The following is a 16,284-nucleotide window of genomic DNA, read 5'->3' on the forward strand; positions in this document are numbered from 1 at the left end:
AATTATGGTCAGGGTCATTGTTGATGGCACGCCAGTTGATGTGCCGCCCGGTTCAAGCGCTCTCCAGGCCTGTGAAGCCGCAGGTAAGGAAATACCTCGCTTCTGCTACCATGAGCGGCTGTCTGTTGCGGGTAACTGCCGTATGTGCCTTGTGCAGGTCGTACGCGCCCCCAAGCCCGTTGCGTCCTGCGGTTTTCCGGTTGCGGACGGTATGGAAATCCTGACGGATACCGAGGTTGTACGCCGTGCCCGCAGAGCGGTCATGGAGTTCCTGCTTATCAATCACCCGCTGGATTGCCCCATTTGCGATCAGGGCGGCGAGTGTGACTTGCAGGACCAGGCTTACGGCTATGGCACTGGTGTGTCCCGGTATCAGGAAGCCAAGCGTGCTGTAACGGACAAAGACCTGGGGCCACTGGTTAAAACGGTCATGACGCGCTGCATTCAATGCACACGCTGCGTCCGTTTCACGACCGAGGTGGCTGGCACACCAGAACTTGGCATGGTCTCGCGTGGGGAAAATGCGGAGATCACAACCTATGTCGAAAAAGCCCTGACGTCTGAGCTTTCCGGCAATCTTATTGATATTTGCCCCGTGGGTGCGTTGACCGCCAAACCATCGGCTTTCCGGGCCCGCTCATGGGAATATAAAAAGACAGATAGCATAGATGTCATGGATGCTGTGGGCACAAACATCCAGATACAGGCCCGTGGCGGCGAGGTGATGCGGATTGTCCCGCGTGTCAATGATGCTGTGAATGAAGAGTGGCTGTCAGATAAAGGCCGTTTCTCTATTGATGGTCTTAAACGCAGACGGCTCGATCACCCTTGGGTGCGCGTGCATGGCAAGTTACACAAGGCCTCCTGGCAGGAAGCATTTGTTTCTCTTGCCCGCAGGCTGGAAGGCGTGCCGGGTGAGCGCATTGGTGCTCTTGCGGGAGACCTTTGTGACGCAGAAAGTTTGTGCGCCCTTAAAGACCTCATGACCGCACTTGGCTCTGCCAATATAGACTGCCGTCAGGATGGCGCGTGGTATGACACCTCGCAGCGCTCCGGTTACCTGTTTAATAGCGATATTAGCGGTATTGACGATGCCGATGCCCTGTTGCTGATCGGGACAAACCCACGGCATGAGGCTCCTGTGCTCAATGCGCGTATTCGTAAACGGTTTTTACGGAGCGGGCGCGGCAAATTTCCAGTTGCTACACTCGGTGTGCCGACAAGTGATCTGACCTATCCGGTGGAAACACTGGGAGACGGGCCAGAAGGCCTGAAAACTCTTCTGGATGGATCACATGCTTTTGCGGACGTGCTTAAAAACGCCAAACGACCCATGATTATTGTAGGGCACGGCGCTTTAACCCGTCCGGATGCAAAAGCTATTTATACAGCCGCTTATAGTTTGGCGCAGCAGGTGGGTGCCTGTGCGGAGGGCTGGAACGGTTTTAACATTCTGCATACGGCAGCATCGCGTGTAGCGGGTCTGGACCTCGGTTTTTTGCCGGGCCAGCGTGGCTTGGCGGGCACCAACATGCTCCGTAACGGCGTGGAAGTGCTCTGGCTGCTCGGTGCCGATGATTTTCCGTTAGAGAAAATAGGGCCAGAAACTTTTGTGGTCTATCAAGGCCATCATGGTGACGCTGCTGCTGCGCGGGCGGATGTAATCCTTCCAGGCGCGGCTTATACCGAAAAACCCGGCACATACGTTAACACCGCAGGGCGTGTGCAGCGGGCCTTCAGGGCTATTTTCCCGCCGGGTCAGGCCAAGGAAGACTGGCGCATTATACGTGCCTTTTCTGAAGTGGTTGGGCACACGTTGCCTTATGACACTCAGGACGGGGTGCGGGCGCGAATGGCAGAGTTGAACCCCATCTTTGCAACTGGGGGCGGAGCAACATCCGACCGCCTGTTAGGGCGGGTTGGTGTAGACAATCCGATATTATCGGATCTGACGGGCTATCCCTTCCGGGCCGTGATTGCGGACTATTATCAGACCAACCCGATAAGCCGTGCCAGTCCCACCATGGCGGAATGTTCCCGCGTGTACGGCTCGGCACACGCTGCCGTAGCAGCGGAGTAGAGGCCCATGGCGTATTTCTTTTATCACACGCTGGCTGGCCAGATTATCCTGATGGTGCTGGAAACGCTGGCCGTTCTGGTGCCGCTGCTTCTGGGCGTTGCGTATCTTACCCTTATGGAACGTAAGGTCATGGCGGCCATGCAGCGCCGCCGTGGTCCTAACGTGAATGGCCTGTTTGGTCTGTTGCAGGCGTTTGCAGACGCCATCAAGATGATTTTCAAGGAAACGGTTATTCCCGCCGGGGCTAATCGTGCCCTGTTCCTGTTTGCGCCGTTCCTGACCTTCTCTCTGGCCATGGTGGCTTGGGCGGTTATCCCTACGGGTAATGGGTTGGCTGTTGCCAATATCAATGTGGGTATTCTGTACCTGCTGGCAATTTCATCTCTGGGTGTTTACGGCATTATCATTGCCGGTTGGGCATCCAACTCCAAATACGCCTTTATGGGGGCCATGCGCTCGGCTGCGCAGATGGTCTCTTACGAAGTGTCCATAGGCCTGATTATCGTGTCAGTGTTGCTGGCTGTTGGTAGCCTGAATCTGAACGATATTGTGCTGGCGCAGCGCCATATCTGGTTCTGTCTGCCCATGTTTCCCATGTTTATCGTGTTCTTCATTTCAGCGTTGGCAGAAACGGGGCGCGCGCCATTCGACTTGCCAGAAGGCGAGAGCGAGTTAGTGGCCGGGTTTTTTGTTGAGTATTCGTCACTGGCATTCGGGCTGTTCTTCCTTGGCGAATACGCAAACATGATCCTTATGTCGTCCATGGTGAGTATTCTGTTTCTTGGTGGCTGGCTTCCTCCTCTGGGGCTTGCGCCTTTTACATGGGTGCCGGGGCCGCTTTGGCTGGTTTTCAAAATCCTGTTCTGCCTGTTCGTGTTTATCTGGGTGCGCGCCACATTCCCGCGCTTTCGGTATGACCAGTTGATGCGTCTTGGCTGGAAGGTGTTCCTGCCGTTGTCGCTCGTGTGGATGATCGCAACGGCTGCCTTTCTCATGGCCACAGGTTTGCTGCCGCAGGTTGGGGGTGTTTGATTATGAAGACTTTTAAAAACACTTTGCGCTCCTTCCTGCTGGTAGAGCTTGCCGCCGGTATGGCAGCCACATTCAAAATGATGTTTCAGCCGAAAGCCACCATCAACTACCCTTATGAAAAAGGGCCTCTCTCGCCCCGTTTCAGAGGGGAGCACGCTTTACGCCGCTATCCTAATGGAGAGGAGCGCTGCATTGCCTGCAAACTGTGTGAGGCAACATGCCCTGCCGAGGCCATAACCATTGACGCCGAAGAACGTGATGATGGTTCTCGCCGCACAACGCGCTACGACATTGACATGACCAAGTGCATTTACTGCGGTCTATGTGAGGAAGCGTGCCCGGTGGATGCCATTGTAGAAGGCCCAAACTACGAATTTGCGACCGAAACACGTGAAGAGCTGTTGTACGACAAGGACAAACTGCTCGCGAATGGAGACCGCTGGGAAGCCTTGCTGGCCCGGCGTCTGGAACTTGACGCGCCGTACCGCTGAAGGGTGCGCAGGTTATGGCAGGGCAGGAGAGAAATAGATGATACCGCAGCTTGTTTTTTACGTCTTTGCAACGGTGCTTCTGGTTTCAGCGGTTATGGTCATAAGTGCGCGAAACCCTGTGCATTCGGTGCTTTTTCTTATTCTGGCTTTTTTTAACGCAGCAGGTCTTTTTCTGGTCGCGGGCGCTGAGTTTCTGGCCATGTTGCTGGTCATCGTTTACGTGGGCGCGGTGGCAGTTCTCTTCCTGTTCGTCGTCATGATGCTGGATATAGACTTCACAAAAATGCGGGAAGGCTTGCAGCATTACGCGCCACTTGGCGCTTGCGTGGGGGGAGTTCTGTTTTTTGAACTCATCATGGCTTTCAGTGACTGGAAGATGGTGCCTGCTTCCACCATAGCGCCGCTGACCGGTGCGCCCGGCCTTACCAATACGGCCGCTTTGGGCACACTGATCTATACCCATTATGTGCTGCTGTTTCAGGCCTGCGGTCTGGTCCTGCTGGTTGCCATGGTCGGTGCAATCGTGCTCACCCTGCGGGATACCGGTATGGGCCGACGCCAGATTATTGACCGGCAACATGCCCGCACTCCGGCGGACACGCTTGAACTTGTAGATGCCCCCCTTGGGGCGAGTGTCTCGGCTCAGGGTGGTTTTCTGCGCCCGCATCAGTCGTATCATGAAACTTCAGTGCCCGGCTCCTACGCCTCAGGCGGGATGATAGAGGCAGAGAAAAGGGAGGAAGAGGTATGACCTCGGCAATCGCCCCCATCGGGCTTATGCCCTATCTTGTTGTGAGTGCTGCCATGCTGGTGCTGGGCGTGTTTGGGATTTTCCTGAACCGTAAAAACGTCATCATCATTCTCATGTCCATGGAACTTATCCTGCTGGCGGCCAATCTCAATTTTGTCGCGTTTTCGTCTGCGCATGGAGATTTGTCAGGTCAGGTCATGGTGCTTTTCGTTCTGACCATTGCCGCAGCAGAGGCCGCCATTGGTCTGGCTATCGTTACTGTCTATTTCCGCAACCGTGGCTCCATTCAGGTTGAAGACGCCACGATGATGAAGGGGTGAGCACCACCATGCAAACCGATCTTCACCTGTTTGCCGCGGCAATTTTTCTACCTCTTGCGGGGGCGGGTATTGCAGGGCTGGGCGGTCGCCTGATTGGCGATAGTCTGGCAAAGCTTGTCACGCTGGTCTGCATGGCGGTTGCTACCGTGTGCGGCATACTGGCTCTGTGTCACGGCTGGAGCTCAGGCTTTGCGCCTCATGCGCTGCTGGTCTCAGACTGGATCAACGCCGGTGGCTTTGAGGCACGCTGGATGCTGCGCTTTGATACATTGTCCGTTACCATGACGGCTATGGTACTGAGTGTCTCATTGCTCGTGCATTGCTACAGCCTTGGCTATATGAGCCATGAAACCATGCCGGTTTACCGGTTTTTTGCTTATCTTTCCCTGTTTACCTTCGCCATGCTCATGCTGGTCTCTTCCAACGACCTTGTGCAACTGTTTTTCGGTTGGGAAGGGGTGGGGTTGGCCAGTTATCTGCTCATCGGTTACTGGTACGACCGGCCTGCCGCTACGGCGGCTGCCATCAAGGCATTTGTAGTCAACCGTGTTGCTGATCTGTTTTTTCTGGTCGGTATCGGCCTGATTTACGTGCTCTTCCACACTGTGCAGTACGATGCCATTTTCGCGTCCATACCGCATGTTCTGGGCAGTGATTATACGGTGCTTGGCACGTCCGTCAGCTTGGTGGAACTTATCTCTCTCCTGCTGTTCATCGGGGCTATGGGTAAATCGGCCCAATTGTTTCTGCACACTTGGTTGCCAGATGCCATGGAAGGGCCGACCCCCGTATCCGCCCTTATTCATGCAGCAACAATGGTGACCGCCGGAGTGTTCCTCATGGCGCGGGTCTCTCCATTACTGGAATTTGCGCCGGTGACACGGAATTTCATTATTTTCATTGGCGCAACAACCTGCTTTTTTGCCGCAACCGTGGGTATGGTGCAGCCGGATATCAAACGCACCATTGCTTACTCCACCTGCTCGCAGCTTGGTTATATGTTTGCTGCCGTTGGCGTGGGGGCTTACCAGGCCTCAGTCTTTCATCTGACAACGCATGCCTTTTTCAAAGCCTTGCTGTTTCTGGGCGCAGGCTCGGTTATTCACGCCATGCATGATGAGCAGAACATGTTCCGTATGGGCGGGCTCTGGAAAAAACTGCCCCTGACATACGGTGCCATGTGGGTAGGTAGTCTGGCGTTGGCTGGTGTGTTTCCGTTCGCGGGCTACTGGTCAAAAGACGCCATTCTCAACGCTCTTTGGGCTACCCAGACCGGTATGAGTCATTACGCCTGGGTGCTGGGTACAGTCACAGCGTTTATCACCGCATTTTACAGCTGGCGCCTGCTTCTTCTGGTTTTTCATGGAAGCCCCGCCAATGTGGCTGCGCGAGACGCTGCGCACGAAAGCCCTCTTAGCATGAGCCTGCCTCTGGTTGTTCTCTCACTCGGTGCGGTGATTGCGGGTATTATTCTGGCACCCTTCTATATTGGGGAAGGGCAGGTATTGTTCTGGCATGGTGCAATTTTCAATGCGCCCGATAACCGGATCATGGAAAACTTTGAGCATGTTCCGTCCATTATCGGCCTTATGCCGTCTTTGGCCGGACTTGCTGGCATAGCTGTGGCCTACGTCTTCTACAGCATGGCACCACGCCTGCCTGCGCAAATGGCAAGTGCTTTCCGCCCACTTTATGTGTTTTTGCTCAACAAATGGTATTTTGACGAGCTTTACGGCTTTATTTTTGTCAGACCCTACAAAGCCATTGCACGGGCACTGTGGAAAAATGGTGAAGAAGGCGCAGTAGAGGGCCTCCCTCGGGATCTGGTTCGTCTGACGTCTCAAAGTGCGGCGCAGGCTGTCCGGATGCAAACCGGCTCAATAGCCATTTATGCGTTTACCATGCTGGCTGGCCTTGTGGTGCTTCTTACTGTGGCTTTGTGCGGTTAGGGAGGAAAATCATGCCTTCACAGTTTTCCTCTCATATCGGTTACGGACGGAGCGCTGCCCAATGACCCCCAATGCAGTAAACTGGTCTCTGGCAATTCCGGAAATTGGCCTGGCGCTGTCCGGCCTGCTTATTCTGGTCATTGGTGTGCTGCAAAAGCGCGGGGAGGGGTTTTTCTCCTGTGCCACGCTGACAATCGCGGCGTTTATAGGGTGCGGGTTTCTGGTCGCACTTTCACCCGATGGTGTGGCTTATGCGGGCACGTTTGTTAATGACAGCTTTGCGCGCTTCATGAAGGAGCTTGCCCTTGTCGGCGGATTGCTGGCAACGGTGGTAACGGTTGGCTACCAAGGGGAGGCACGCGGCACGCACGCTCCGCTGCCCTTTGAAACACCCATTCTCATGTTGTTCTCCACGCTGGGCGCCATGATCATGGCGTCTTCCGGCAACCTGATGACCTTGTTTGTGGGGCTGGAGTTGTCCTCACTCTCCATCTACATTCTGTGTGCGTTGGAGCGGGATAACGTCAGGTCTTCTGAAGCCGGGCTGAAATATTTTGTGCTTGGATCGCTGGCATCAGGCTTGCTGCTCTATGGCATGTCCCTGATTTACGGTTACGCTGGCACTATGGATTATGCTGGCCTGCTGACCGCTATTGGCAGTGAAGAAAGCCCTCCGCTTGGCCTGATGGTCGGGATAGTTTTTGTTGTTGTCGGGCTGTGCTTCAAGTTATCCGCTGTGCCTTTTCATATGTGGACGCCCGATGTGTATCAGGGCGCACCAACGCCCGTTACAGCTTACATGGCCAGTGCCCCCAAATTTGCGGCGTTTGCGCTGTTTCTGCGGGTTATGACAGGGCCATTCGGCACCATGGCGCCACGCTGGCAAATTCTGGTGGAAGTCGTCTCACTGCTGTCCATGGTTTATGGAGCGCTGGCGGCTATCCCTCAAACAGATATCAAACGGCTTATGGCGTATTCCTCCATTGGGCATATGGGCTACGCCATGATGGGGCTCGCCTCAGCCTCAGCGGCTGGGGTGCGCGCTACGCTCATTTATCTGGCGGCCTATCTGGTCATGAACGCAGGTGTTTTTGCCGTCATCGCCACCATGCAGCGTAAAGGGCATGAGGTGACAACAATAGCTGATCTGGCCGGGCTGGGGCGTAGGGAGCCTGGCCTTGCAGCGGCTTTGGCTATTTTCATGTTCAGTATGATCGGTGTGCCACCTCTTGCCGGTTTTTTTGGCAAGTTCATGGTGTTCGCCGCTGCTTGGCAGTCACATCTTTACGCGCTGGTTGCCATTGGCGCTCTGTCCAGCATTGTGGGAGCTTATTATTATCTGCGGATTGTCAAAGTGTTGTATTTTGAAGAGAGCGCAGAAGCATTTGACCCACCGGCCACCACTCTGTTGTTTGTAACCGGAGGTATGAGTGCAGCGACAGTGCTCTTTATTCTGGCGCTTGGTCCGCTTATGACTGTAGCCCAACACGCAGCACAGGCGCTGGTTGGGTAAGGAGAGGGAATGAAGGCAGTTTGTCCGCCATGGCGGTTGGAATGTTACGATGAACTGACTTCGACCTCGGATGTCTGTATGGAGCGTGTACGCGCTGGAGAGCCACCGGGCTTGGCGCTTCTGGCCCTCCGCCAGACCAAAGGGCGGGGTAGCCGCGGGCGTCAATGGGTTGACCCCGGCCAAAGCCTTGCTCTCTCCATGACGCTGGATGCCGGTTGTATTCCTGACAAAGCTCTTGGCGGGTGGCCTTTTGTTGCCTCCCTGGCGTTTTACGAGGGGCTGGCGGAAGTCGTTCCTACTGCCCGGGCTTGTCTGAGCATCAAATGGCCCAACGATATTTTGCTCAGTGGGCAGAAGCTGGGCGGTATTCTGATAGAGCAGGATGGGCAGTCCCTTGTTATCGGGATGGGGGCTAATCTGGCACAGGCACCGGATGCAGAAACTCTCGGTCGGCAAGCTGCCTCTCTGGCGCATTACGGCATCCCGGAACCCCGCTATGTGGCGGAGGCTATCTTACGCCAGATGTCCCATTGGTGTGCGGTCTGGGCAGAGCAGGGCTTCTCTGTTTTGTGTTCAGAATGGCTTTCAAGGGCACATCCTGTTGGCACGCCTCTTGTGGTAAAGGGCGGGACTACTTATGAACAGGGTCTCTTTGCAGGATTAGCCCCCGATGGGCGGCTCCTGCTTGAAACGGAAAATGGAATGAAAATGATAGCAACAGGGGACATCCTGCTATCATCACAGGAGGTCGGCGGTGCTGCTCGTCATTGATGCTGGAAACACCAATGTTGTGTTTGCTGTGTATGATGGCGCTAAATGGCTGGGTACATGGCGTATTACCATGCAGGCCCAACGCACGTCTGACGAATATGCGGTCTGGCTTCTGGCCCTGCTGAAAATGCAGGGTATTTCTGCCAATGATATTGAGGGCGCGGTTATAGGGACAGTTGTGCCAGCGGCGCTCTATCATTTGCGTACCCTATGCCGCCAGTGGTTTGCGGTTGAGCCGCTTCTGGCCTCAGCACGGTTGGACTGGGGTTTTGCCATCAAGATGGATAATCCTGACGAAGTTGGGGTGGACCGTCTTTTAAATGGACTTGCGTCACACCATCTCTATGGTGGGCGGTTGACGGTCATAGATTTCGGGACGGCTACGACCTTTGATGTGGTCGATGCAGAAGGGAATTATTGCGGCGGCGTTATTGCACCAGGCATCAATCTATCTGTTGAAGCCCTCCATCAGGCGGCAGCACGGCTGCCACGTATTGGTGTGGGGCGTCCAGTGGTTGATTCCGTTATCGGGCGTAACACTGTCACAGCCATGCGCTCAGGGGTTTTCTGGGGGTATGTTGGTTTGATTGAGGGGATCGTTGAGAGGATCAGGAAGGAGGTCGGGCAGGATATGAAAGTGCTCGCAACCGGTGGTCTGGCTCCGCTCTTCTCAGAAGGAACGACGGTCTTTGACCATGTGGATTCAATGCTGACCCTAAACGGGCTGCGGATATTGGCGGGGCGGAATCCCTTGCCGCGTCTCACACCAGAAAAAGATCTTTTGACAGAAGGATAGTTAAACGAATGACTGAACAGACCGGCGATTTCGCCTTTCTGCCCTTGGGTGGAACGGGCGAGATCGGCATGAATCTTAACCTCTATCGTCTGGGTGAAACCTGGCTGGCGATAGATTGTGGTATTGGTTTTAGTGGCAATGATACGCCCGAAGCTGAAATTCTGGTACCAGACCCCACCTTTATTGTTGAGCGCCGTGACCAGTTGGCCGGCTTGGTTATTACCCACGCGCATGAAGACCATATTGGGGCTGTAGCGCATATATGGCCACTCCTTCAGTGCCCGGTTTATGTCACCCCGTTTGCAGGCTCCGTCCTGCGGCGCAAGCTGGGTGAAGCCCGGTTGCTGAACGAGGTTCCTATTCATACCATCCCGTGTGGCGGGACGTTTGATGTCGGGCCGTTCAATCTGGAATTCATTCCCGTTACCCATTCTGTGCCGGAAGCACAGGCTGTTGTGCTGCGTACGCCCGCTGGCGTTGTGGTGCATACTGGTGACTGGAAGCTTGACCCTGACCCACTGGTAGGCCCGCCCACTGACACCAAACGCCTGAAAGAGGTGGGTGATGAAGGCGTGCTGGCGCTGGTGTGTGACAGCACCAACGTCATGAAATCTGGTCCGTCCCAGTCGGAAGCTGAAGTGCGCCGGAGCATGACGGACCTTATCAGCAGCCTTAAAGGGCGTATTGCCGTAACATGCTTTGCGTCCAACGTGGCGCGCGTGGAAAGCATTGCCATGGCGGCCCAGTCTGCGGGGCGCACGGTTGTTTTGGTCGGGCGTTCCCTGCGTAATCTGGACGTCTCAGCGCGCGAATGTGGGTATCTGTCCGGCGTACTGCCGTTCCTGACTGAGCAGGACGTGAATGACCTGCCAGACGATCAGATTGTAATGATCATCACCGGCAGCCAAGGTGAACCACGTTCTGCCCTGTCTCGTATCTCGCTCGATATTCACCCGAATATTTCCCTGGGTGAAGGTGATACCGTTATTTATTCCAGCCGTATGATTCCCGGTAACGAACGGGCCATCATGGCGGTGCAGGATAATTTGTCACGTCGCGGCGTGCGCGTTATTACCGATAAAGAGCATTTCGTGCATGTGTCCGGCCACGCGACCGGTGATGACGTACAGGCCATGTATGATCTGGTGCGTCCGCAGTTTGCCGTGCCGGTTCATGGTGAGTGGCGGCATCTGACGGCTCATGCGGCACTGGCGCAGGACAAGGGCATTACGCCTATTCTGCTGGAAGATGGCGATATTCTTCGCCTTGCTCCCGGCAAGGCAGAAGTGGTGGATACCGCCCCCAGTGGCCGTCTGGCGCTGGATGCAGGGCGTCTGCTGCCCATGAATGGTGGTGTGCTGGCTGCTCGCCGTAAAATGCTGTTCAATGGTGTGGTGATTGCCAGCTTTGCCGTGGATGACGAAGGCTTCGTGATTGGCGAACCCAAAATCAGCGCCCCCGGCCTGCTTGAGCCAGACGATCTGGAGAGTGTGCGCGTGCGCGAAGAGTTTGCGAACGCCATTGATGTCATTCCCGATGAATTGCGGGGCGATGATCAATCCTTCCGCGATGCAGCCAAAACGGCCCTGCGTCGTGCCTTAGGGCGTAAACTGCAAAAACGCCCGCTGGTGGACGTGCATGTGCTGCGCGTCTGACGCAGCCTCCACCCAACAGAAGACGCTGTAAAAAAGGAAGCCCGCTTTGCGCGGGTTTTCTTTATGGCTACAGTGTTTTAGAGCAGAACATTCCACATAGTATTTTTCTGCGGCTCTTTCCTGAGCCGCTTCCAGACAAGGCTGAGCATAACCATGCGTCTTTCGCGCAGTTTCCTTCCCACGCTTAAAGAAAATCCGGCAGAAGCCCAGATTGTCTCGCACCGCCTGATGTTGCGGGCTGGCCTTATCCGCCAGACAGCCTCTGGTATCTATGCGTGGTTGCCCGCAGGGCTCAGGGTTCTGCGCAATATCAGCCAGATCGTGCGGGAAGAGCAGGACCGTGTTGGCGCGCAGGAAGTGCTTATGCCTACGCTTCAGTCCGCTGATCTTTGGAAGCGTTCAGGCCGTTATGACGCCTACGGCCCGGAAATGCTGCGTATTCAGGACCGCCACAAGCGTGACTTGCTGTACGGACCAACCAACGAGGAAATGATCACAGACCTGTTCGGGCAGGGTGTGAAGTCTTACAAAGACCTGCCACAGGTTCTGTACCATATTCAGTGGAAATTTCGTGATGAAGTCCGCCCGCGCTTTGGTGTAATGCGGGGCCGCGAATTCCTGATGAAAGATGCCTACAGCTTTGATCTGGATTATAAGAGTGCCGTTGCAAGCTATCACCGCATGATGCTGGCTTACCTGCGCACCTTCCAGCGTCTGGGTGTGCGGGCTGTGCCTATGCGTGCCGATACCGGCCCAATCGGTGGTGAACTGAGCCACGAATTCCTGATTCTGGCCCCCACCGGGGAAAGCGGCGTGTTTTACGATGCCGCGCTTGAAGATCAGGATTGGCTGGACGCCCCCGTTGATGTGAACAGCCAGCGTGAGCTGGAAGCCTTTTACGAGCGTGTGACAACACCTTATGCCGCCACGGACGAAATGCACGATACCGCTGCATGGGATGCCGTGCCTGAAGACCGCCGCCGGGAAGGGCGCGGGGTTGAGGTCGGGCATATTTTCCACTTTGGTACCAAATATACCAAGGCAATGGATGTCAGCGTCGTCGGCCCAGACGGCACACAGGTTTACCCTGAAATGGGGTCTTACGGCATTGGGGTCTCCCGTCTGGCAGGTGCCCTTATTGAAGCCAGCCATGATGAAAACGGGATTATCTGGCCAGATGCGGTAGCGCCGTTCAAAGCTGCTATCCTGAACCTGAAAGTTGGTGATGAAACCTGTGATGCCCTGTGTGAGCAGATTTACAACACCAACACAGAAGCATTTCTGTACGATGACCGCACAGATCGTGCCGGTGCCAAGTTTGCTGATGCTGACCTGATGGGCCATCCTTGGCAAATTGTGGTTGGCCCACGGAGCGCTAAAGAAGGTCGCGTCGAACTGAAGCGCCGTGCCACAGGTGAGCGCCACGACCTGAGCGTGGATGATGCGCTGGCTCTGGTTCTGGCAGGCTGAACATGTTTGGCCCCTTTGAGCGCGCCATAGCAGGCCGCTACTTGCGGGCAAGGCGCGGGGAGCGCTTTGTCTCTGTTATTGCTATTTTCTCGCTGGTCGGGATTGCGCTCGGGGTGGCCACACTCATCATCGTCATGGCGGTGATGAACGGGTTTCAGGCAGACCTGATGGACCGCATCCTTGGTCTGAATGGAGACCTGAGCATTTACGGCGCGGGCCGTACCATCTCTCACTATGAGGAGGTGACGGACCGGGTAAAAAAGGTGCAGGGTGTCATCAGTGCTACGCCATTGGTTGAAGGTCAGGTTCTGCTCAGTGCAGGGTCGTTCAATTCCGGTGGGGTTGTGCATGGCATGACCAAGCAGGGGCTGCTGGACCTCAAGTCTGTCAGTTCTTCCCTTATTGCAGGCTCTCTAGATGATTTTCAGGGCGATGATGCTGTGGCTGTAGGCGTCACGCTGGCATCCCGCGCAGGGCTGAGCATTGGCTCACGTATTACTCTGGTCTCACCGGAGGGGGCCGCAACGGCATTTGGTACAGTGCCGCGTGTGCGCGCCTATCATATCGTGGCTATTTTTGACGCGGGTGTGAATGACTACAACGCAAGTTATGTCTTTCTGCCCATGCACGCGGCCCAAGTCTATTTCCAGATGCCTGATAAAGTGACCCAAATTCAGGTCATGGTGCAGGATGCCCAGAATATTCGCCCTGTCACCATGCGTATTGTAAACGCGGTGGGAGATCCCGGCCTGCGGGTGCTGGACTGGACCAATGCCAATAATGCCCTGTTTGGCGCGGTGCAGGTGGAACAGAATGTCATGTTTCTTATCCTGGCACTGATTATCCTTGTGGCAGCCTTTAACGTTATTTCGTCTCTCATCATGATGGTGAAGGACAAAACAGGCGATATTGCTGTTCTACGGACCATTGGTGCCAGCCGTGGTGCCATTATGCGTATTTTCCTGATGTGCGGTGCATCCGTAGGAGTAACGGGCACAGTTGCAGGCACGTTGCTGGGCGTTGTTTTTTGTCTCAATATTGAGCGTATTCGCCAAGTGCTTCAGTCTCTTACCGGTACCAACCTGTTCAATCCGGAAGTGTATTATCTGACACATCTGCCTGCCAAACTGGTTTGGACACAGGTGGGTGAAGTTATTGCAATGGCGCTCACGCTGTCTCTTCTGGCAACCCTTTATCCATCCTGGCGTGCTGCCCGCACGGACCCAGTGGAGGCCCTGCGTCATGAGTGATGTGGTCCTGCGCCTTTCAGGCGTAAAAAAAACCTACCAAAGCGGGGAGGATGGGTCGCTTCCCATTCTACAAGGGGCGGATTTTACCCTGCATGCGGGAGAGCTGGTTGCACTGGTTGCTCCCTCTGGTACCGGAAAATCCACACTGCTCCATTTGGCGGGTCTGCTCGATACGCCAGATGAGGGCACGGTGGAAATCTGCGGTCAGAATACGCACGGCATGGCCGATGCAGGCCGTACAGCGCTGCGGCGTGACCAGATAGGCTTTGTGTATCAATTTCATCATCTCCTGGCAGAATTCACAGCGCAGGAAAATGTGATGTTGCCGCAAATGATAGCCGGTGTGCGCAAGGCAGAGGCACGTAGCAAAGCTCAGGACCTGCTGGGCCTATTTGGTTTATCCCACCGCGTTAAACATTTACCGGGCAAGCTGTCTGGTGGGGAGCAACAGCGCGTGGCTATTGCCCGTGCGTTTGCCAATAATCCTGCCCTGCTGCTGGCGGATGAGCCAACGGGTAATCTGGACGTCCGTACGGCCGATGGCGTATTTGACGAACTGCTAGCAGCCGTACGTGGCAAGGGGCTGGCTGCGTTGGTGGCAACCCATAATGAAGAGCTACTGGCCCGTATGGATCGTGTCATCACTTTGCAGGATGGTTTGATCGTCTCGCGGTAAAAAACGATTCGGCCCTGTATCTTGTGCACACAGGCGTGAACAAGATGGGCTGGATTTTAGGTAACCTGAATACGTGGGCACCCAAAATAAGACGCAATAGTATTGCTATCGAAATCAAGAACATCGTTAGGTTCAGGACTTATTGATTCATTGAACTGAGCAGAGTGTTGTGATTCACAGGTTTACCGGTGGAGATTGAGCCTGTGAGTGACGTGTTTTTGCTTTCTGAGCAGCAGATGGAGAGGATCAAGCCGTTTTTCCCTCTTGCGCATGGTGTGCCACGAGTGGACGACCGTCGTGTTCTGAGCGGGATCGTTTATGTAATCCGCAACGGCCTTCAGTGGAAAGACGCTCCGAAAGCGTATGGTCCGCACAAGACTTTGTATAATCGCTTCATCCGGGGGAGCCGCCTCGGTGTCTTTGACCGGATCTTCGTCGGGCTGACAGAACAGGCAGGCCGTTCGAAACGCCTGATGATTGATGCAACACACCTCAAAGCGCATAGAACGGCAGCGTCCCTGCTCAAAAAGGGCTTTTCCCCGCCATATCGGGCGGACAAAAGGCGGACTGAACTCAAAACTCCATGCCATATGTGATGGACAGGGACGCCCTGTCCGCCTTCATCTGGCTGCTGGACAGGTCAGTGATTTCAAAGGCGCTAATTTTCTGCTCGCAGACCTGCCGGATGAGACAGAGGAAGTCATCGGTGATCGGGGATACGACAGCAATACAATCAGGCAATCTCTCGCAGACCGGAACATCACTGCCTGTATTCCGCCGAAGAAGAGCAGGAAATCAAAGCCACCTTACGACTGGCATCTGTATAAGAAGCGCCATCTGATCGACAACATGTTCGCAAAGCTGAACGACTGGCGACGTGTTGCGACCCGATATGACCGGTGCGCTCATACCTTCATGTCCGCAATCCACATCGCCGCATCCTTCATCTTCTATCTCAAAGAATGAGTCCTGAGCCTAGAGCTGTTCCGCTGAACTCTTAATCGAAAAGGTGACAGTAGAGGCGTGATGTGATTGACCGTTTTCGTTGATGGGGACAGTGGTGGCGCGCGCATTGAGTGACGATATTTGGAAGCGGGTTCTGGAGGCCGGAGTTAGGGGAGCGTCAGTTCGCTCGATTGCGGCGCGGTTCGATGTTGGGATTGCAACAACGATCCGGTCTCCGGCGTGAGGAGGATAGCGGTAGCTGACGCCCCGTCGCTTGAGCAAGCCGCGCAGGCCATGGCTGGACGAGCATGAAGCGTTCATTGTCGGCACGATCGAAGCGCAGAAAGACATCACGCTTCACGAAATGACGGCGCGTTTGAAAAGCGAACGGCTCATCGAGATGGGTCGCAGTATGCTTAGTGGCTGTGTGCGGCACCACGGAGAATATTCAAAAAACCGCTCATGCACTGGAGTAGGAGGACGTCATGAAACGACGAGAGGAGTGATTTGATTTCCAGCTTGACCGAGATCCGGAATGCCTAGTGTTCATTGACGAAACGAACCTTCGCGTGAAGATGATCCGGC

14 protein-coding genes are annotated in these 16,284 nt (G+C 55.0%); all 14 read left to right on the plus strand.

The features are described from left to right. Positions 1-4: 4 nt before the first annotated feature. The 14 genes from nuoG to Abci_RS09115 all read left to right on the plus strand — a co-directional run bounded on the left by nuoG (position 5) and on the right by Abci_RS09115 (position 15,720). Complete coding sequence (nuoG, locus tag Abci_RS09050; RefSeq protein WP_048838828.1) at positions 5-2,080, plus strand: NADH-quinone oxidoreductase subunit NuoG; 2,076 nt, start codon at positions 5-7, stop codon at positions 2,078-2,080. Between the two features lie 6 nt (positions 2,081-2,086). Continuing rightward, positions 2,087-3,112 (plus strand): NADH-quinone oxidoreductase subunit NuoH, encoded by a 1,026-nt coding sequence (gene nuoH / locus Abci_RS09055; RefSeq protein WP_048838829.1) that lies wholly within the window; start codon positions 2,087-2,089, stop codon positions 3,110-3,112. Between the two features lie 2 nt (positions 3,113-3,114). Then, a complete protein-coding gene (gene nuoI, locus Abci_RS09060) occupies positions 3,115-3,603 on the plus strand; it encodes an NADH-quinone oxidoreductase subunit NuoI (RefSeq protein WP_048838830.1) in 489 nt (162 codons plus the stop codon). Positions 3,604-3,640: 37 nt separating this feature from the next. Continuing rightward, entirely contained in the window at positions 3,641-4,354 is a 714-nt protein-coding gene (locus Abci_RS09065; protein WP_048838831.1) for an NADH-quinone oxidoreductase subunit J, read from the plus strand. Beyond that, on the plus strand, positions 4,351-4,674 hold the full coding sequence (gene nuoK / locus Abci_RS09070) for an NADH-quinone oxidoreductase subunit NuoK (RefSeq protein ID WP_048838832.1): 324 nt from the start codon (positions 4,351-4,353) through the stop codon (positions 4,672-4,674). Before Abci_RS09065 ends, nuoK begins: the two co-directional genes overlap by 4 nt. 8 nt (positions 4,675-4,682) lie before the next feature. Next, on the plus strand, positions 4,683-6,623 hold the full coding sequence (gene nuoL / locus Abci_RS09075; RefSeq protein ID WP_048838833.1) for an NADH-quinone oxidoreductase subunit L: 1,941 nt from the start codon (positions 4,683-4,685) through the stop codon (positions 6,621-6,623). A gap of 61 nt (positions 6,624-6,684) precedes the next feature. After that, complete coding sequence (nuoN, locus tag Abci_RS09080) at positions 6,685-8,136, plus strand: NADH-quinone oxidoreductase subunit NuoN (protein ID WP_048838834.1); 1,452 nt, start codon at positions 6,685-6,687, stop codon at positions 8,134-8,136. A gap of 9 nt (positions 8,137-8,145) precedes the next feature. Next, positions 8,146-8,907, plus strand: coding sequence for a biotin--[acetyl-CoA-carboxylase] ligase (locus tag Abci_RS09085; protein ID WP_048838835.1), 762 nt, complete (start codon positions 8,146-8,148; stop codon positions 8,905-8,907). Beyond that, positions 8,891-9,703: a type III pantothenate kinase gene (locus Abci_RS09090; RefSeq protein WP_048838836.1), complete on the plus strand. Its 813-nt coding sequence runs from the start codon at positions 8,891-8,893 to the stop codon at positions 9,701-9,703. The genes Abci_RS09085 and Abci_RS09090 overlap by 17 nt, the downstream gene beginning before the upstream one ends. Positions 9,704-9,711: 8 nt before the next feature. Further along, positions 9,712-11,358, plus strand: a complete 1,647-nt coding sequence (locus Abci_RS09095) for a ribonuclease J (protein WP_048838837.1) — start codon at positions 9,712-9,714, stop codon at positions 11,356-11,358. A gap of 153 nt (positions 11,359-11,511) precedes the next feature. Then, entirely contained in the window at positions 11,512-12,828 is a 1,317-nt protein-coding gene (gene proS, locus Abci_RS09100) for a proline--tRNA ligase (protein WP_048838838.1), read from the plus strand. Positions 12,829-12,830: 2 nt separating this feature from the next. Further along, positions 12,831-14,078 (plus strand): lipoprotein-releasing ABC transporter permease subunit, encoded by a 1,248-nt coding sequence (locus tag Abci_RS09105; RefSeq protein ID WP_048838839.1) that lies wholly within the window; start codon positions 12,831-12,833, stop codon positions 14,076-14,078. Then, positions 14,071-14,754, plus strand: a complete 684-nt coding sequence (locus Abci_RS09110) for an ABC transporter ATP-binding protein (RefSeq protein ID WP_048838840.1) — start codon at positions 14,071-14,073, stop codon at positions 14,752-14,754. Before Abci_RS09105 ends, Abci_RS09110 begins: the two co-directional genes overlap by 8 nt. 203 nt (positions 14,755-14,957) lie before the next feature. Then, a protein-coding gene (locus Abci_RS09115) for an IS5 family transposase (protein ID WP_146806837.1) occupies positions 14,958-15,720 on the plus strand; the annotation gives its coding sequence in 2 pieces (ribosomal slippage) (positions 14,958-15,292 and positions 15,291-15,720; 765 coding nt in all). Positions 15,721-16,284: the final 564 nt, after the last annotated feature.

Source organism: Acetobacter cibinongensis (assembly GCF_000963925.1).
In the GTDB taxonomy this organism is placed as follows: Bacteria; Pseudomonadota; Alphaproteobacteria; order Acetobacterales; family Acetobacteraceae; genus Acetobacter; species Acetobacter cibinongensis.